Here is an 18,546-nt window from a genome sequence, read left to right as displayed (position 1 = left end):
GGCGCGCCCGGCAGGATTCGAACCTACGACCCCCTGGTTCGTAGCCAGGTACTCTATCCAGCTGAGCTACGGGCGCGTTAAAAAGCAAGCCTTGAATCATAGCGTTGTTTCGCAGACCGCGCAAGTCGGGCGCCGTGCCTACCCAAAACACGGCCGGCCACGGCTGCCGTCCTGAATCGTCGCGGCGCTACACGGCCGCGCCGAGCATGCGCAGATAGGCGTCGGCGATGCCGCGCGCGAAGTCGGTGGGATCCGACAGCTTCGACAGGATCGCGTCGTCCGTGGCGCAGTGCACCCCGGCGTAGATCAGCAGCGACATCATGCGCGGATTGTCCACCCGCCATGCGCCCGCCTCGGCCCCGGCCTGCAGGATGCCTTGCAGTTGCCTGACCACATCGTTGCCGGTATGCCCTTCGCGCGCATGGTGATGCTGATGCGTGAAAACGATGTCGTGCACGCGGTAAGTGCGCAGATAGGTCGCGACGTTGGCATGCACCCATGCGCGCAGCTTCCCGACCCAGTCGTGCGCGTCGCAGGCGTCGATCGCGCTGGCCAGTTGCGCGACGAATTCGCGCACGTAGCGCTCGGCAAGCGCATGCAGCATCTCGTGCTTGGACGGGAAGTAGACATAGAACGTGCCCTTGGCCACGCCCGCCGCTTCCGTGATCTCGCTGATGGTGGTGGCGTCGACCCCTTTTTCCAGGAACAGCGCCTGCGCGGCGCCCATCAACTCGTCCAGCCGCACCTCCGGCGGCTTGGTGCGAGGCGACGCCTGGCGCGCGGATCCGCCTGCGGAATGGTCGGTCATTGCTTTCACTCGGATGTCAGCCATGGCGCCAGTCTAAGGGAATTTGGCGGGAGTCTCCCTGGCGTACAGCTTGCCGACAGCCGATGGTCACATTGATACAACGTCGCAAACCTAGGCTAGCCGCCGTGAATGCCGGCTGTCATCCGGCAACCCTCGTGTCGCCATGACAGGGCGCCACCCTCTCCGCAAGGTCTACAACCATGTCTGAAAAAGAAAAGAGCGCGAACGCGCAGGCTGCCGCGACGTCGACGGCCGCCGATCACGCTGACGCCGACACTCCCGTCCGCGCCACCCGCCGGGGCTTCCTGACCGGTATCGCCGCGCTCGGCGCCAGCGCCGCCGCCATGGGCGCGCTGGCCGGCTGTTCCAGCGGCGACAGCGACGATGACGACAACACCCCCGCTCCCGCCCCCGACCTGACGACGCAACTGCGCAAGAACGTCAAGACGCTGGTGGTGATCTTCGCGGAAAACCGCAGCTTCAACAACCTGTTCTCCAACTTCCCCGGCGTCGAAAAGCCGTTGTCGGCGTTGACCGCCGCCGACTACACGCAGAAGGACCGCGACGGCACGACGCTATCGGTGCTGCCGCCGGTGTGGGGCGGCATGGTGCCGACCTCGCAACAGGCCAACCACGTCACCTACCAGGTCGCCGAGAACGCGCCCTACATGAACAACCTGCCCAACGCGCCCTTCGACCTGCGCGGCCCGCAAGGCGAGCCGCTGCCGCAAGGCGTGGTCACGCGCGACCTGTGGCACGTGTTCTACCAGAATCAGATGCAGATCAACGGCGGCAAGAACGACCGCTTCGTGGCCTGGGCCGACTCCGGCGCGCTGGTCATGGGCCGCTACAGCGACTCCGCCTACAACCTGCGCCTGTGGAAACTGGCCCAGGAATTCGTGCTGTGCGACAACTTTTTCCAGGGCGCGTTCGGCGGTTCGTTCCTGAACCATCAATACCTCGCCGCCGCCCGTCCGCCGTTCTATCCGGACCTGGCGAACGCCTCGATCAACGTGCGCGGCCAGATCGCCCAGTTGCAGAGCGCCGATCCGACCGATCCCAACCTGCAACCCAAGCCGACCTCGCCGGCCAGCGCCCTCACCGGCGCGCCGCAGTTCGGCGCCAGCGCCCTGACGCCGGACGGCTACGGCGTGAACACCATGGGCCCGCCCTACTGGCCCGCCTTTTCCCGCGATGCCGCCAACCCGACCCAGGCCGATCCGACCTCGGTGTTCATGGTGCCGCAGACGCACGACAACATCGGCGACCTGATGACCGCCAAGGGCCTGGACTGGGCCTGGTACGCGGGCGGCTGGCAGGCGGCGATCGACTCCACCGCCAACACCGGCTTCCCCTCCTCGCCCAACTTCCAGGCGCACCACCAGCCCTTCAACTACTTCCAGAGCACCGGCCCCGGCACCGCCGCGCGCACCGCGCACTTGCGCGACGGCGGCCTCGGCGATCTGTCGTCGACCAACAAGTTCCTGGCCGATGCCGAAGCCGGCAAGCTGCCCCCGCTCACGTTCTACAAGCCGCAAGGCAACCTGAACATGCACGCGGGCTACGCCGACGTCGATTCGGGCGACCGCCACATCGCCCACATCGTCGACAGCCTGCGCAAGAGCTCGCAGTGGGCCAACATGGTGGTGGTCATCACCGTTGACGAGAACGGCGGCTGGTGGGACCACGTGGCGCCGCCCAAGGGCGACCGCTGGGGCCCCGGCACGCGCATTCCCGCGCTGGTGGTCTCGCCGTTCGCCAAGAAGGGCACCGTCGACCACACCATCTACGACACCGGCTCGATCCTGCGCCTGGCCACCCGCCTGTTCGACCTGCCGACGCTCGCAGGCCTGAAGGCGCGCGACGACGCCATGACCGCGCGCGGCCAGAAGCCGATGGGCGACCTGACCAACGCGCTGACCTTCGGCGCCTGATCGCCGCCGGCGGCGGCCGTGTTCCGCGAGGGCCGGCCGGGCGCACATGCCCGGCCGGCCCTCCGCCCTTCCCACGGTCCCGCAAGTGCTCCCCGTTGCGCGCCCGGCACGGGTCCGACCCGGCGCCGTGCGAAAATTCGCCATTCCCTCCTGGATGGCCCCGCCTTGAAACACCTGCTGGCCGGTTTGGACCGGCTCGATGACTTCGACGACATCATCGACGTGCGCACGCCGCTCGAGTATGCCGATGACCACATCCCCGGCGCCCTGAACGCGCCGGTGTTCAGCAATGAAGAGCGGGCCCGGGTCGGCACGCTGTACCGCCAATCGCCCTTCGAGGCCACGCGGCTGGGCGCCGCCCTGGCCGCGCGCAACATCGCCAACCACCTGGACACCACCTTCGCCGATCGCCCGCAAAGCTGGCGTCCCCTGGTGTATTGCTGGCGCGGCGGCAAGCGCTCGGGTTCCATGACGGTAATGTTCAACATGATCGGCTGGCGCGCGCGCCAGCTCGATGGCGGCTACAAGACCTACCGCCGCGCCACCCTCGAGGCCCTGGACGCCCTGCCCGCCGGCCTGCGCTTCGTGGTGCTGACCGGCCCCACCGGCAGCGGCAAGACGCGGCTGCTGCACGCGCTGGCGCAGGCCGGCGCGCAGACGCTGGACCTGGAAGCGCTGGCGGCGCATCGCGGCTCGCTGCTGGGCGCCCTTGCGGGGGTGCCTCAACCGACGCAAAAGGGCTTCGACACGCGGTTGGCGGCGCGGCTGCGCGCGCTGAACGCGGACCGGCCCGTGTTCGTCGAGGCCGAAAGCCGCAAGATCGGCGCCGTGGCGCTGCCGGACTCGCTGCTGGCCGCGCTGCACCGGGGCGCCTGCGTCGCCGTCACCGCCAGCCGCGAAGACCGCGCGCAGTTCTTGCAGCAGGACTACGCGCAACTGTTCGACGATCCCGCCGGCTTCAAGTCGCAGTTGCAGCGCCTGGTCGGACTGCACAGCCGCGACACCGTCGGCGGCTGGCTGCGCCTGATCGACGAAGGCCGTCGCACCGAGCTGGCGCGCGAACTCATCGACCGCCACTACGACCCGGCCTACGCGCGCAGCAGCCAGGCGCACTTCACGCGCCTGGCGCAGGCGCTGCCGCTGGTGTTCCGCCCCAACGACGACGATGTCGTGGCGCAGGCGCGGGCGCTGCTGGACGCGCTGGACTGAACCCGCCCGCTCACAACGCCGCCAGCATCGCGCGCAACGCATCGGCCAGCGCCGTCACCTGCGCGCGCGCGGGATCGCTCAGCGGTTTCCCGGCGCGCAGCCGCGCTTCGGCCGCCTCGGCCTGCTGGTACAGCGCCATCGCCTGGACCGCGCCGAACCCGCCCCGCATCCGGTGCAGCACCGCCTTCAGGTCGCGCACGTCGGCGGCGGCCAGCGCCCGCTCCAACCGCGCCAGGTCCTCGCTCATGGTCTGCACGAAGACCTCCCGATACTTGCCCACGAGCGGCGGCGCCCCCGCGGCGCAGGCGGCGGCGATGGACGCGGCGGCGGCGGCCGCCGCGGCTTCCGATGCGCTGGGCGGCTGCCCCGGTTCGGCGGCCCCGCCGCGTTGCGCGCGCAGCTCGCTCCACAACAGGCTCAGCTTGAGCGGCTTGACCAGCCAACTGCTCATGCCCGCGGCCCTGCAGCGGGCTTCCTCGTCCTTCAACGCGTTGGCCGTCACCCCGATGATCGGCACGGCCACGCCCTGGGCCCGCAAGGCGCTGGCCAGCTCGTAGCCGTTCATGCGCGGCATGTTGACGTCGGTCAGCACGGCATCGAACGGCCCGATGTTCCATTGCGCCAGCGCCTCGGCTCCGTCCGGCGCGAGCGTCACCTCGCACCCCAGTTGCTGCAACTGGTCGCGCATCGTCACCTGGTTGATCGGGTTGTCCTCGGCCACCAGGATCCGCAGGTTCAGCGGCGCGTAGTGCGGCGCGGCGGCCTGCCTGGTGGCGACGGCGGCGTCGCCGCTGGCCCAGCGTTCCAGCGCGAAGCCGATGCTGTTCAGGTAGTGCCGGTCGGCGCGGTGCAGTGTGGCGCCAGCGTCGTCCTGGCCGCCCGCCAGCACCACCGGCCCGTCCCACTCGATGGGCGCGGCCGCCTCGCCGCCGATCTGCACGTCGAGCAGCACGCGCTCGCCTGACTCGTCCGACGGCAGGACGGCCGGCGCCACGCTCGCCTGCGCCCCCCAATGCTCCAGCCATTCGCACAGGTTCGCGCTCAGCGCCCGGCGCGCGCTGCGCACGTAGACCCGCAGCCCGTGCAACCGCGGCGACGGTGCCGGCGGCGCCTCGGCCAGGTCCAGGTCGATGGCGATGGAGAAACTGCTGCCCAGCCCCGGCTCGCTGGTCACCTGGATGGCGGTTCCCATCAAAGCCGCCAGCCGCGCGCAGATCGACAGGCCGATGCCGGCGCCGCGCACCAGGTGCGAACCGCCGTCGATCTGGTAGAAGGGCTCGAACAAGAACGCCTGGTCCTCCTCGCGGATGCCGACGCCGCTGTCGACCACCTGGAAATGCAGGCGCGCGCGCCCGCCCTCCAGCGCGTCGGCCCGCAGCCGCGCCACCACGTGGCCGGAGTCCGTGAACTTGATGGCGTTGTTGACCAGGTTGTTGAGGATCTGCCGGATCCGGCCGCCGTCGCCCATCACCCAGGCCGGCGTCGCGGTGTCGATGCCGCTGTAGATCACCAGCCCCTTGCGCTCGGCCACGCCGGCATACGAGGCGATGCAGTTTTCGACCAGCTCGCGCGGATCGAAACCCTCGCGCTGCAGCGCCAACTGGCCCGATTCGATCTTGGTGATGTCGAGGATGTCGCTGATGAGCTGCTGCAGGATCACGGAGGAATCCTGGATGCGGTCGACGTGGCGGCGTTGCGCCTCGTTCAGCGGCGTCAGCGACAACACCTCCAGCGTGCCCAGCACGCCGTACAGGGGCGTGCGGATTTCATGGCTCATGGTGGCCAGGAAGGTCGATTTGGCCTCGTTGGCGCGATCGGCCTGTTGCTTGGCCTGCGCAAGTGTGTGCTCCATCTCGGCGCGCGCGCTGATATCGGCGAAGGCGCACAGCACCACATCCTGCTTCTTGTAGCGGGTCGGCGCGAACGCAACGAACAGCGTGCGCCCGTCATGGGTGCGGAAGGTCTCGAGGGTGCCGGGGCCGGACGCGCCCAGCACCTGGCGCAGCAGCTTGTTGGTCTCGGCCGAATCGCGCAACTGCTCGCCCACGCCGATGCCCAGCCACTGCGCCGCCAGCGCATTGCCGAACACGATGCGGCCCTCCAGCCGCGACAGCACGCACAGCGCCACCGGCGCCGTGTCGAGCACGGTGCGGTTGAACTCCTCGCTCTCGACCATGTCGAGATGGGCGATCTCGGCGGGATGGATGACACGCCGGTTGTACCAGAACAGGTAGCCGCAGCCGGCCGCCAGCCCCAGGCCGAGCATCAGCAGCACCGCGGCCGGCAACCATATGTTGGCGCGAAAGAAGCCGCTGTAGGCCAGTTGGTAATAGCCGTTCCACTGACCGCTCTTGTCGGCGATGCGCAGCAGCAGGCCGTCGCGGGCGAAACGAAAGCCCGGCGCCATCACCGGCGGAGCGCCCTCGCCCAGCAGCACCTCGCCGCCCTGGCGCACCAGCCAGAAGCGGTCGAACAGCGGCACCTGCCGGATACGCTCGGAAATGCTGACACGGCCGCGGCTCAGCAGCGAGACCGCGTAGACATTGCGCCGCGTGGCGGGCTCGGCGCCGCGCCCGTTCAGCGGCAGCATCACCGGCAGCATGCCGACTATCGCGTCCGGCAGATGCGGGTCGCGCACCCACAGGACGCTCGGCCCCTCGCTGCCCGAGCGGTCCTCGGGATCGGTGGCGCCGCCCGCCCGCTGCACCGCATCCACCACCGCCAGGAAGGTCTGCCGGGTCAGCGGCTCGTAGCCCGACATGGTGGCGATCGCGGGCACGCTCATGCTGAGCTGCTGGCTCGGAGACATGACGAACAGCGGCGCGGCCGGATACACCGACGCGGCCCAGCGCGTGGCGTAGAAATCCGACAGGTAATCGCCGATGCCGGTGAACACGCCGCCGGCCACCGGGCACGCGTCCGGACTCTGGCACAGCAGCGAAAACGGCATCGCCGCGATCGCGTGCTGGCCGTCGTAGAAGGCCCACGACCCGCGCTCGAACCCGGCGGTCTCGCTGACCCGCGTCGGCGCCACCAGCCGCCGTCCGTCGGGGTTCAGGCCCTGTGCATACAGGCCCTGCAGCACGCTCTCGTGGGCGTGGATATAGCCCACCAGCACGGTGAAGTCGGTGCGCAGCTTTTCCTCCTCCTGCTGCAGGATGCGCTGTCCGCCCCAATAGAGCACGCCGCCCAGCACCAGCAGCAGCGTCAGGATGGCGAACAGGACGATATTCAATCGGCGCGATGCGCGTATGACTCTTATCAACGGTGTGTCCAGTTTCATGGATGCGTCATTGCCCGCGCGCGCCAGGCCGGCGCCGCGCCATGCGCGCGGCGCCGACCGGCTCACGCGGGTCGCGGGGATTCACGGGTGGAATCGGGTGATTGGAAAAGGGCGGCGCGCCCAGCAGCGCCTGGAACGCCGCCGGGTCCGCCGCGGGCGAGATCAGGAAGCCCTGCGCATAATCGCAGCCGATGCGCCGCAGGAATTGCCGCGCTGCCTCGGTCTCGACGCCCTCGGCGGTGACCCGCAGCCCCAATCGCCGTCCAAGCTGCGCCGCGGACAGCAATGCGGCCGCGCGGGACTCGTCTTCGGGGGCGCCGTGGACGAAGGCGCGATCGATCTTCAATTCGGTGAAAGGCGTCGAGATCAGGCTGTAGAGCGAGCTGTAGCCCTTGCCGAAGTCGTCCTGGGCCAGGCCGAAGCCCTGCAGCCGCAGCCGGCTGGCCCCCATATGATAATTGCCCGGCGCCACCGTCATGTCGTCTTCCAGCAGTTCGAAGGTGATGTCCTCGGCCGCCAGGCCCCGGCGCGCGACCCGCGCGCACAATTCCTCGGGCAGCCGCGGCCGGTCCAGCAGGCGCACCGGCAGGTTGACCGAGACCGGGATGCGGAAGCCGGCGCGACGCCAGGCGCTGATGGCCGCGAGGCTGTCGTCGAGCATGCGGATCAGCAGTTCGTGCTCCAGGCCGTGGCGGCGCACCGTCGGCAGGAACGCGCCAGGCAGCAGCAGGCCCTGGTCGCGATGGCGCCAGCGCGCCAGCGCCTCGGCCCCCGCGATGGCGCCGGACGCCAGCGACTGCTTGGGCTGGAACCAGGCCTGTATGTCGCCCGCGCGCAAGGCCGCCATCACGTCGCCGCGCGACGGCGCGTAGCCCGCGCCAGCGGGCCGCCCCGCCGCCCGCGCCGAGACGCGGGCGCGCCAGCGGGCCGCCCCGCCGCCCGCGCCGAGACGCGGGCGCGCCACTGCGCCACCAGGCCGCGGACCTGTTCGGCCGTGACGGGTTTGACGAAGACGCCAAGCAGCGGCAGCCCGATTTCGCTGGCCATCAACCCGATGCTGTTGGCCAGCGCGCGCCCGCAGCCCGTGACGACCGCCAGCATCGGCGGCCGCGCCAGCCCGGCCAGCTCGCGGATGAACTGCGCGCCGTCCATGCCGGGCATGCGGATGTCGGTCAGCACCAGATCGTAGCGCGCGACGCGCAGGCATTCGAGCGCGGCGGCGGCGGTCTCGGCGGTATCGACGAGACCGACGCCGGCCTGTCGCAGCAGGTCGCGCAGCGACAGGCACTGCAGCGGATGATCGTCCAGGACCAGCGCCCGGCAGACGGCCGGCGAAGTCATGTCGGATCCTTCGCGATCCCGTGCAGGGTCTGCGCCAGCACCAGGAAGGGCAATGGCTTGCCCAGCACCTGATCCATGCCCGCGGCCAGGCCGCGCTGCACGATCTCGGCGCTCGAGCCCGACGTCAGACCGATGATCGGTCCGGCGTGGCCCGCGTCGCGCAGCGCCCGCGCCAATTGGTAGCCGTCGGACACGGGCATGCTCAGGTCGGTCAGCACCAGGTCGAACGGCTGCGCGCGCCATTGCCGCAAGGCTTCGTCGCCCTGGCTGGCCAGCGTCACCACGCAGCCCAGGTATTCGAGCTGCTCGCGCAGCACCCGCTGATTGATCGCGTTGTCCTCGACCAGCAGCACCCGCAGGTCCAGCGACCGCGACGCAGCCCCCGCCACGCCGGACGCGCCGGGCTCGACTCCGTCCTGCGCCATGCGCACGGCGCGGCAGATGCTGGCGGGGTCGGACGCGCTCGCCACGCCTTCGGCCGCGTCGGCCATGAAGGCGTCCTGGCTCGCCCCGGGCGCCCACACCGTGACCTGCCGTTGCCGCCACTGCGGCGCCGGCGCGGACGGCGGCCAGGTCCGCACCAGCACCGCATCCGCCGACCCGGCGGCGTCGCCCGCCTGGCGGTACGGCAGCGCGGCCGCGCCGCACGCGCTCAGCCAGCCGCGTACGTTGTCGACCACTTCGGGCACCGCGCCATCGACATACACCGGCCGCGGCGCCAGCGCGACCGGCGCGGCGCCGACCGGCTCGTCCGCCGCCAGCGTCAGGCAGAACGCGATGCTGGTGCCCAGCCCTTCCTCGCTGACCACCGACAGCGCGCCGCCCATCAGATCCGACAGGCGCCGGCAGATCGTCAGCCCCAGGCCGGTGCCGCCGCTGTCGCCCCCCTGCCCCGCGGGGATCCGGAAGTACGGCTCGAACAGCCGCGCGCGGTGGTCCTCGCGGATACCCGGGCCGGTGTCCGCCACCTGAAACCGCAGCCGGACCTGCCCCGGCTCGCGGGCGCCGGCGGCGCAGGCGCGCAGCACCACGCGGCCCGCCTCGGTGAACTTGACCGCGTTGCTGACCAGATTGTTGAGGATCTGCTGGATGCGCACCGCGTCGCCGCGCACCGTCATCGGCATGCCGACCTCGCTCAGGCCATACAGGGTCAACCCCTTGGCGGCGGCCCGCGCCGCGTAATTGGCCACCACCTGTTCCACCAGCTCGGCCGGCGAGAACGCGCCGATCTCCAGCTCCTCGCGGCCGGCCTCGATGCGCGACAGGTCCAGCGTGCCGTTGACGGTGCGCAGCAGCGTCGACGACGACTGCTGGATCGTGTCCAGGTACTGTCGCTGCGGCGCGCTCAGGCCGCTCATGGCCAGCAGCTCGAGCGTGCCGAGAATGCCGTAGAGGGGCGTGCGGATTTCGTGGCTGATGGCGGCAAAGAACATCGCCTTCGAGGCGCTGGCCTGGTCGGTGGCCAGCTTGGCCTGGCGCAGCGCGTGCTCGACCTTCTTCTGCGCCGTGATGTCGCTGATGCCGCACAGCACGACGTCTTCGGATTGATAGGTGGTGGCGGCGAACGCCACGTAGGCGCTGCGGCCGTTCTCCAGCGTGCATTCCTCGCCGCCGGTCTCGGCGCCCGCCCGCAGCAGCGTCTCGCGCCAGTGGTCGCGCTCGCCCAGCCATTGACGGGCCGCGGCGTTCGACAGAAGCACCGCGCCATCGGCGCGCCGCAGCAGGCACAGGCCGACCGGCGCCACCTCGACGATCTTGCGGTTGAGCGCCACGCTGTCCAGCAGCGCCGCGTATTGCCGCTGCGCCGGCCGCACCAGCCGAAGGCGCAGATGGCGTACCGCCAGCAGCACCGCCGCCAGCAGCGCCAGCGCCACGCCGGCGGCCGCCTCGAACGCCGGCGCGCCATCCTCGATCAGGTCGCTGATCGGCACGTAATAGGCCAGCCGCCAGCCCGCCTCGCCCACCGATTTGACCAGGACCAGCGTCTGCGGCCACCAGCTCGCCCCGCGCAGGCGGAACGAATCGCGCGACAGGTAGGCCGGCGTCTCCTCGACCCGCGGCGGCAGCTTGCCGCCATGCAGGGCCATGGCGCCGTCGCCGTCATACAGCGCGTAGCTGGCCCCTCCGCTGGCGCACTCCACCGGGTCGAGCACCGCCCCCAGGCCGCCCACCTCGAGCCCGATCCAGGTGCGGTCCTCGCCCGCGACATCGGCCGGCGTGTAGAGGAACAGGCGATTGGCCGGATCCATCGGCGGCCGCAGCCAGACGATCGGCGTGCGGCCGTCCGGCCCCGGCCGCGCGCTGCGCAGCCGCAGCGCCTGCGCCAGCCATCGGGCGGTGTCGCCGGACATCGGCGTGACGCCGCCATCTGCCGGCATCGCCAGGCGGGCGGCCGCGCCGCCGGACGGCGAGACGTAGACGATGTGGGCGCGCAGTTGCGCCACGTTGACGCGATCGCGCGGCGTGAGGATCAACGCCCAGTCAAAGGCGCCGCCGGCATCGGCCAGCGGCGCCACCGTGACCTGGCCGGAGGGACCGAGCGTCTGCGGCATCTGCGACAGCGGCAGGCGGCGGCTGTTGCGCACAGTTGAAGCCGCGACGGAACGCAGCAGCGCCTCGCGCTGGTCGAAATACAACTGGGCGTTGTAGGCGCCAGCATTCATGCGGCGGCGGTACTTCGAGACCTCGGCGGTGAACGCCCCGTAGGCGTACAGCGCGGTCCCCACCAGGATGCAGGCCGCGAGCGCGACGGCGAACAGGTGCAGTAAAAGCATGGACAGCCCCGGCGCCGCCGCGGTCGGGGCTTCCCGGGTGCGGGGGGCTACGATCATGCCGCCGATCATAGAATTCCGTCCTACCGCCCAAACCAAGAATTTTCTTAAAGCCGACGTGGCGCCGGCCCGCCGCGCGACGACGCGCGCGCAAAGAAAAAACCCGCAGAACTTGCGTTCTGCGGGTTTCTTGCCAGCCTGGCATGCCAGGCTGGAAATCTGGCGGAGATGGTGGGATTCGAACCCACGATGCAGTTTTTAGCCACATACTCCCTTAGCAGGGGAGCCCCTTCAGCCTCTCGGGCACATCTCCGAAGAGAACGAGATTCTAGCACGACTTTTTACACTGTTGCCCGCGCAATGCCGCGGGCGTGAAAAAAACCGTGCCGGACCCGCGTCGCTCAGGCCTTGGCGGCGGGCGCCTGGTCCAGGCCGAAGGCCTTGTGCAGCGCGCGCACGCCCAGTTCCATGTACTTGTCGTCGATGATGACCGAGGTCTTGATCTCGCTGGTGCTGATCATCTGGATGTTGATGCTTTCCTGCGAAAGCGTCTGGAACATCAGGCTGGCCACGCCAACGTGCGAGCGCATGCCGATGCCGACGATCGAGACCTTGGCGACCTTTTCATCGGTAGACAGTTCACGCGCGCCCACGGCGGGGATGACTTCGCGCTTGAGCAGGTCGACGGCGCGCGCGAACTCGTTGCGGTTCACGGTGAACGAGAAATCGGTCGTGCCAGCCACGGACTGGTTCTGCACGATCATGTCGACGTCGATGTTGGCGGCGGCGACAGGGCCCAGGATCGAGAAGGCGATGCCGGGCTTGTCGGGCACGCCCAACAGGGTGATTTTGGCTTCGTCGCGGCTGAAGGCGATGCCGGAGACAACGGCGGCTTCCATTTTTTCGTCTTCCTCAAAAGTAATCAGCGTGCCCGAACGCATTTCTTCGTCGAGCGGGATGAGCGGGTCGGTCAGCGAGGACAGCACCCGCGTCGGCACACGGTATTTGCCGGCGAATTCGACCGAGCGGATCTGCAGGACCTTGGAGCCCAGCGAGGCCATTTCCAGCATTTCCTCGAAGGAAACGACGGCCATGCGGCGCGCTTCGGGCACCACCCGCGGATCGGTCGTGTAGACGCCATCCACATCGGTGTAGATCAGGCATTCATCGGCCTTGAGCGCCGCCGCCACGGCCACGGCCGAGGTGTCGGAGCCGCCGCGGCCCAGGGTGGTGATGTGGCCGTCAGGGTCCACGCCCTGGAAGCCGGTGACGATGACCACGCGGCCGGCGTCGAGGTCGCCGCGGATGCGGGCGTCGTCGATCGAGGTGATGCGGGCCTTGGTGAACGACGAATCGGTGCGCACCGGCACCTGCCAGCCCGCGTAGCTGCGGGCGGCGACGCCTTCGGCCTGCAGCGCGATGGCCAACAGGCCGCTGCTGGCCTGCTCGCCGGTGGCGGCGATCATGTCGAGCTCGCGCGCGTCGGGTTGGGGCGTAATCTCGCGCGCCAGGCCCAGCAGGCGATTGGTTTCGCCTGCCATGGCCGACGGCACCACGACAACCTGGTGGCCGGCAGCGTGCCACTTCGCGACGCGTCGCGCCACGTTCCTGATGCGCTCGACCGAGCCCATCGAAGTACCGCCATATTTATGAACGATCAGGGACATCTCGTACTCTGGCTGGGAACCCGCCGCAAGAGTGTTGACGGGCAAAACCTCATATTCTATCCCGACGGTAAAAATTTGCGCAGGCCATGGAATTTTCTTTCCAGGGAACGGTCGTTTTTTCCGGAAAAATGTCGTTCTGGCCAGAATTCGACGGCGCCAGCCGCGGATTTCCCTGCGCGCGGCGCCTCCGGGTACCGGGCGCCCCCCTTTTGCGCTAGCGTGACGCCGGCGTCTGCGGATCCGGGCGCGGCTCGATCCACACCCGCCCGCGATGGCAGCGCACCACGTGGCCGGCCTGTTCGACCCGCAACTGGCGGTCGTGCCCCAGGCTGTGCAGGCCGCGCAGTTGGCGCAGCAGGTCGTTCAGGCGCGCCTCGGTCGGCATGCGGGCGCCCTGTTGCGCCATCCAGTGGCGCAGCACGTGCGCCTGGCGCGCCGGCGACAGCCGCCGCCAGGCCGCCAGCGAGAAGCTGGCGCCGTCCGCGCCCGGCTCCAGCGCGGCGAAATCCTCGCGCGCCACCTCGTCCAGGATCTCGCCCGCCTCGGCCATGTGCCGGGCGTGGCGCGCGACGATGGCGCGCCAGCCGGGCCAGCGCGCATCCAGCACCGGCGCCAGCAATTCGCGCAGCGCGGCGCGGGTGTAGCGCGGATCGGCGTTGGTCGGGTCCTGCACCGCGTGCCAGCCGGTGGCGTCGGCAAACTGCCGCGCAGCCACCAGGATCGTCGCCCGATCCTCCTCCAGCCACGGCCGCAGATAGGTCAGGCCGTCACGCGATGTGAGCGGCGCCATGGCCGCCATACCGGCCAGCCCGGTGCCGCGCAGCAGGCGCAGCAGCACGGTCTCGGCCTGGTCGTTGCGGTGGTGCGCCAGCAGGACCAGGCCGATGCCCTCCTCGTCCGCCAGCCGCGCCAGCGCGGCATAGCGGGCGTCGCGCGCGGCGGCCTCGATGCCCTTGCCGCCGGCCGCGTCGACCTCGACGCGGGCCTGGCGCAGCGGCAGTTCCAGCAGACCGGCCAGGGCCTGGACCTGATCGCGCCAGCCGTCGGCGGCGGCCTGCAGGCCGTGATGCACGTGCAGCAGCGCCACGCCGGCGCCCAGTTCCCGCGCCACGGCGGCGGCATGGACCGCCAGCATGGCCGAGTCGGCGCCGCCGCTGACAGCCACGGCGAACCGCCCGGGCGGCCGCGGCAGGGCTTGCAGGGCGCGGCGCAGGGCCGCGATCAGGTCGGGCGAGACGGGATGGGGGAAAGGGGTCCCCGCGGCAGTCGAGTCGGACGCGGGGCGGGAAGTCATGGCGGCGGGCGCGGGCCGGAAGCGGCCGCGGCGCCGGCCAAGGCCGGCGCGCGCGCTTCGCTCAGGCGCGCACTTCCTGGAAGGCGCCGTAGGACAGCAGGCGTTGCACCCGCTGTTCCACCAGTTGCTCGGGCGTCATGCCCTGCAACTGGCGCAGGGCGTCGCCGAGCGCGCGGCGCAGCAGGCGCGCCATGACGCGCGGGTCGCGGTGCGCGCCGCCCACGGGTTCATTGATGACGCGGTCGACCAGGCCCAGGTCCTTCAGGCGCGGGGCGATGATGGCGAGCGCCTCGGCGGCCTCGGGCGCCTTGTCGGCGCTGCGCCACAGGATCGAGGCGCAGCCTTCGGGCGAAATCACCGCGTAGGTCGCGTACTGCAGCATCAGCACGGCGTTGCCCACGGCGATCGCCAGCGCGCCGCCCGAGCCGCCTTCGCCGATGATGGTGACGATCACGGGCACCTTCAGTTCGGCCATGGCGTACAGGTTGTGGCCGATGGCTTCGGACTGGCCGCGTTCCTCGGCGCCGATGCCGGGATAGGCGCCCGGGGTGTCGACGAAGGTGAACACGGGAATGCCGAACTTCTCGGCCAGGCGCATCAGGCGCAGGGCCTTGCGGTAGCCTTCCGGACGCGGCATGCCGAAGTTGCGCGCGGCGCGTTCCTTGGTGTCGCGGCCCTTCTGGTGGCCGATCACCATGCAGGGCGTGCCGTTGAAGCGCGCCAGGCCGCCCACGATGGACTGGTCGTCGGCGTACATGCGGTCGCCGTGCAGTTCGTGGAAGTCGGTGAAGATCTCGCGCACGTAGTCCAGCGTGTAGGGGCGCTGGGGGTGGCGGGCGACCAGCGCCGTCTGCCAGGGCGTGAGCTTGGCGTAGATCTCCTTGGCCAGCGACTGGCTCTTCTGCTGCAGACGTCCGATCTCGTCGGAGATGTCCACCGCCGAATCGGCCTGCACATAGCGCAGCTGCTCGATCTTGTTCTCAAGCTCGGCGAGCGGCTGTTCAAATTCCAGAAATGTATTGCGCATGTAGTGTGGTTCCGTAGATGGGCGACCTGGATTGCGTCAGTATTGGACCGGCGTCGGTTCCAGACTGCGCCACAGATACCAGGTTGCCACGGTACGCCAGGGTTGCCACGCCAGCGAGACTTCACGAGCCTCGAAGCGCGAGACAGGCTCGCCGCTGAAATAGTGTAGCGAGATTGCCTTGAGCAACCCAGGATCATCCAGCGGCAGGACATCGGGCCGCTGCAGATTGAAAATCAAAAACATCTCCGCCGTCCAGCGTCCGATGCCGCGGATGGCGGTCAATTCCGAAATGACGGCCTCGTCGTCCATGGCCGCCCATTTCTCGGGGTGCACCCGGCGTTCGCCGAAATGCACCGCCAGATCCAGCACGTACTCGGCCTTGCGCTGCGACAGGCCGGCCGCGCGCAGGCCTTCCAGGCCCACGCGCAACACCGCCACCGGCGTGGGACGCTTGCCGGCGGCTTCCAGGAACTTGTCCCAGACGGCGTCGGCCGCCTTGGCAGAGACCTGCTGCCCGATGATGGCCCGGGCCAGCGTCACGAACGGCGTGCCGCGCGACGTCAGCCAGACCTCGGGGTGCTGGGGAATGATCTTTTTCAGGATGCGGTCGCGCCGCATCAGGTGGGCGACGGCGGCTTCCCAATAATCCGGCTTGGGAATCTCGGTATCTGCGATGGACATGGCGGGCGTATCCAGGGGGTTCACGCCCGACGCCACTGCGTCAGGCCGCCCGGCTTGTCATCGAGCTCGATGCCGGCTTCGCGCAACTCGGCGCGGATGCGGTCGGCCTGGGCGAAGTCGCGCGCGGCCTTGGCGGCGGCGCGGGCGTCGATCAGGGCCTGGATGGCGGCGGCGTCGAGTTCGGCGCGCGCGCCCTGCTCCATGCCGGCGGCCGAATAGCGGGTGGACGACTGGAAATACGTCGCCGGGTCCTGTTGCAGCAGGCCCAGCAGGCCGCCCAGGGCCTTGAGCTGGCCGGCGCTGCGCGCGCTCTTGCCGCGGTTGGCCTCGGAGGCCAGCTCGAACAGGGCCGCGACCGCGCCCGAACTGTTGAAATCGTCGTCCATGGCGGCCTTGAAGGCCTGCGCCTGCGGCTCGTTCCAGTCGATGCCCTGGTGGTCCGCCGGCACGTTCTGCAGCGCCTGGTACAAGCGGTCGAGCGCGTTCTGGGCGTCGACCAGGTTGTCCGGCGTGTAGTTCTGCGGACTGCGGTAGTGGTTGCGCACGATGAAGAAGCGCACCATTTCCGCTTCACGCGGGTTGACGCGGTAGTCGGCCGTGTCGGCGGCCGGCTCGCCCTGGGCGATGGTCTGGCGGATGGTGCGGAAGTTGCCGAGCGACTTGGACATCTTGTCCGAATCGACCATCAGCGGGCCGCAGTGCATCCAGATGTTGGCCAGCGTGCCGCCGAAGGCGCCCTCGGTCTGGGCGATCTCGTTCTCGTGGTGCGGGAATTTCAGGTCGGGGCCGCCGCCATGGATGTCCAGCGGCAGGCCGAGCAGCGACTTGCTCATGGCCGAGCACTCGATGTGCCAGCCCGGCCGGCCCAGGCCATAGGGCGATTCCCACTTGGTGTCGGCCGGTTCTTCTTCCTTGGCGGACTTCCACAGCACGAAGTCGAGCGGGTCGCGCTTGGCCGAGCCCACCGCCACGCGCTCGCCGGCCCGCAGGTCGTCCAGGGTCTTGCCGGACAGCTTGCCGTAGCCCTCGAAACCGCGCACGGCGTAGTTCACGTCGCCGTCATCGGCCTGGTAGGCCAGGCCCTTCTGTTCGAGCTTGCCGATGATGTCCAGCATCTCGCCCACGTACTGGGTGGCGCGCGGCTCGCGGTCGGGCGAAGCCACGCCCAGCGCGCGCTCGTCGGCGTGCATGGCGTCGATGTAGAACTCGGTGACCTCGCCGATGCGGCGACCGGTCTCGACCGCGCGGCGGATGATCTTGTCGTCGATGTCGGTGATGTTGCGCACGTAGTCGACCGCCAGGCCGCTGGCGCGCAGCCAGCGCTGCACCACGTCGAAGGACACCAGCATGCGGGCGTGGCCCAGGTGGCAGAAGTCGTACACGGTCATGCCACACACGTACATGCGCACCTGGCCGGCCTGGGCCGGTTTGAACGGTTCTTTGGTACGCGATAACGTGTTGTAGATTTGCAGCATGGCGCTTGTGATGGTCCTGTTCTTTCCGTGGCGGCCGCGGAAATCGTTGCGCCCGAAGGACGATACCTTCGAGGCTTGCCGTCCGGCCGGGTGGTTCGGGCGATGCCCGGGTTCGCGTCATCCAGTCTGCGTGCCCACCGGCTTCACCTACCGGCCTTACCCACCGAATTCACCCATTGTCGAGCCAAAAACCCAACCGAGGCTAAAATGGCGGTCGTCAAGTATAGCAAGCGGCCCGGCCGCGCGCGTCAGCGCCGGCCGGCCACGACTTTTAACGGATGCCCACGTGACTATCAAGCCGCGTTTTTGCGTCACCCTGCTCGCCCTGGCCCTGGCCGGCTCGCCGCTGGCCGGCGCCCATGCCCAATCCATGGCCGGCGGATCGGGCGAGAACCCGAATGCCAATCGCACCACCCTGGACCCGATTCCGCCCGAGGGCGGCTGGGACGGCCTGTCGAACGTGCTCAAGTCGATGCAGCCCAGCGTGGACACCCGGCTGCAGCCGTCCGCCTCGCAGATCACCACCCACATCGAACGCCTGCTGAACCGCGGCGACAACGCCGAAGCGCTGGCGATGATCGAAAAGCGCGAAGCCGAGATCAAGGACCAGCGCGGCACCGACGTGCAACTGATGTTCCAGCATGCGCGCGCCCTGGCCGCGCTCGACCGCAAGGCCGAGGCCATCGACATCTACACCGAGATGACGACCCGCTTTCCCGAGCTGCCGGAACCCTGGAACAACCTGGCGGCTCTATATGCCAGCCGGGGCGAACTTGAAAAAGCGCAGGACGCCCTGCAAATGGCCCTGCGCGCCGACCCGGGCTACGCCGCCGCGCGCGCCAACCTGGGCGACCTGCAACTGCTGCAGGCCCTGCGCACCTACAGGCAGGCCGCCAAGGAAGGCGTGCCCGGCATGCAGGACAAGGCCCGCGAAGTCGAAACCATGCTGAAGGATAAGCAACGCAAATGACGTCCCGTTACTCCCCTCTTCACCTGCTGCGCCTGACGGCGTGCTCGTTCGCGCTGGCATTTGCCCCGGCGCTCGTCAGCGCCGCG

General features: G+C 69.6%; 13 protein-coding genes and 2 tRNA genes. 3 read left to right on the top strand and 12 right to left on the bottom strand.

The window, feature by feature from the left end:
• Positions 1–2: 2 nt before the first annotated feature.
• Together SB816_RS29040 and SB816_RS29035 are read right to left on the bottom strand one after the other, a co-directional pair.
• Positions 3–76 (bottom strand) — tRNA-Arg (locus SB816_RS29040).
• Between the two features lie 111 nt (positions 77–187).
• On the bottom strand, positions 188–808 hold the full coding sequence (locus SB816_RS29035) for a TetR/AcrR family transcriptional regulator (RefSeq protein WP_054503095.1): 621 nt from the start codon (positions 806–808) through the stop codon (positions 188–190).
• A 200-nt stretch (positions 809–1,008) separates the two neighbouring features.
• Between SB816_RS29035 and acpA the strand changes: the two genes are divergently transcribed.
• Together acpA and mnmH are read left to right on the top strand one after the other, a co-directional pair.
• The gene (acpA, locus tag SB816_RS29030; RefSeq protein ID WP_054503096.1) at positions 1,009–2,742 is read left to right on the top strand and encodes an acid phosphatase; all 1,734 of its coding nucleotides are present in this window, start codon (positions 1,009–1,011) and stop codon (positions 2,740–2,742) included.
• A gap of 165 nt (positions 2,743–2,907) precedes the next feature.
• Positions 2,908–3,951: a tRNA 2-selenouridine(34) synthase MnmH gene (gene mnmH, locus SB816_RS29025; protein ID WP_064524221.1), complete on the top strand. Its 1,044-nt coding sequence runs from the start codon at positions 2,908–2,910 to the stop codon at positions 3,949–3,951.
• 10 nt (positions 3,952–3,961) lie between these two features.
• Here the strand turns inward: mnmH and SB816_RS29020 are convergent, their stop codons facing one another.
• The 10 genes from SB816_RS29020 to cysS all read right to left on the bottom strand — a co-directional run bounded on the left by SB816_RS29020 (position 3,962) and on the right by cysS (position 17,490).
• Positions 3,962–7,186, bottom strand: a complete 3,225-nt coding sequence (locus SB816_RS29020; protein WP_410547920.1) for an ATP-binding protein — start codon at positions 7,184–7,186, stop codon at positions 3,962–3,964.
• A gap of 55 nt (positions 7,187–7,241) precedes the next feature.
• The gene (locus tag SB816_RS29015) at positions 7,242–8,081 is read right to left on the bottom strand and encodes an EAL domain-containing protein (protein ID WP_410547919.1); all 840 of its coding nucleotides are present in this window, start codon (positions 8,079–8,081) and stop codon (positions 7,242–7,244) included.
• Entirely contained in the window at positions 8,081–8,575 is a 495-nt protein-coding gene (locus SB816_RS29010) for a response regulator (protein WP_410547918.1), read from the bottom strand. The genes SB816_RS29015 and SB816_RS29010 overlap by 1 nt, the downstream gene beginning before the upstream one ends.
• Positions 8,572–11,406, bottom strand: coding sequence for an ATP-binding protein (locus tag SB816_RS29005; RefSeq protein WP_258955762.1), 2,835 nt, complete (start codon positions 11,404–11,406; stop codon positions 8,572–8,574). The genes SB816_RS29010 and SB816_RS29005 overlap by 4 nt, the downstream gene beginning before the upstream one ends.
• 160 nt (positions 11,407–11,566) lie before the next feature.
• Positions 11,567–11,659: transfer RNA gene (locus SB816_RS29000), tRNA-Ser, on the bottom strand.
• A gap of 88 nt (positions 11,660–11,747) precedes the next feature.
• Entirely contained in the window at positions 11,748–13,013 is a 1,266-nt protein-coding gene (locus tag SB816_RS28995; RefSeq protein WP_054431502.1) for an aspartate kinase, read from the bottom strand.
• Between the two features lie 214 nt (positions 13,014–13,227).
• Positions 13,228–14,226 (bottom strand): tRNA lysidine(34) synthetase TilS, encoded by a 999-nt coding sequence (tilS, locus tag SB816_RS28990; RefSeq protein WP_410547926.1) that lies wholly within the window; start codon positions 14,224–14,226, stop codon positions 13,228–13,230.
• A gap of 142 nt (positions 14,227–14,368) precedes the next feature.
• A complete protein-coding gene (locus SB816_RS28985; protein ID WP_024069860.1) occupies positions 14,369–15,334 on the bottom strand; it encodes an acetyl-CoA carboxylase carboxyltransferase subunit alpha in 966 nt (321 codons plus the stop codon).
• 36 nt (positions 15,335–15,370) lie between these two features.
• Positions 15,371–16,015, bottom strand: coding sequence for a DNA-3-methyladenine glycosylase family protein (locus SB816_RS28980; protein ID WP_054503300.1), 645 nt, complete (start codon positions 16,013–16,015; stop codon positions 15,371–15,373).
• A gap of 20 nt (positions 16,016–16,035) precedes the next feature.
• Positions 16,036–17,490: a cysteine--tRNA ligase gene (gene cysS, locus SB816_RS28975; RefSeq protein ID WP_410547917.1), complete on the bottom strand. Its 1,455-nt coding sequence runs from the start codon at positions 17,488–17,490 to the stop codon at positions 16,036–16,038.
• Between the two features lie 286 nt (positions 17,491–17,776).
• On the opposite strand from cysS, the gene SB816_RS28970 reads away from it, so the two are divergent.
• The gene (locus SB816_RS28970) at positions 17,777–18,460 is read left to right on the top strand and encodes a tetratricopeptide repeat protein (RefSeq protein WP_410547916.1); all 684 of its coding nucleotides are present in this window, start codon (positions 17,777–17,779) and stop codon (positions 18,458–18,460) included.
• The last annotated feature ends 86 nt before the right edge of the window (positions 18,461–18,546 follow it).

The organism is Achromobacter sp. SIMBA_011 (assembly GCF_046535435.1).
GTDB classification, from domain to species: Bacteria; Pseudomonadota; Gammaproteobacteria; order Burkholderiales; family Burkholderiaceae_B; genus Achromobacter; species Achromobacter dolens.
This window is presented reverse-complemented; position numbering and strand designations above follow the sequence as displayed.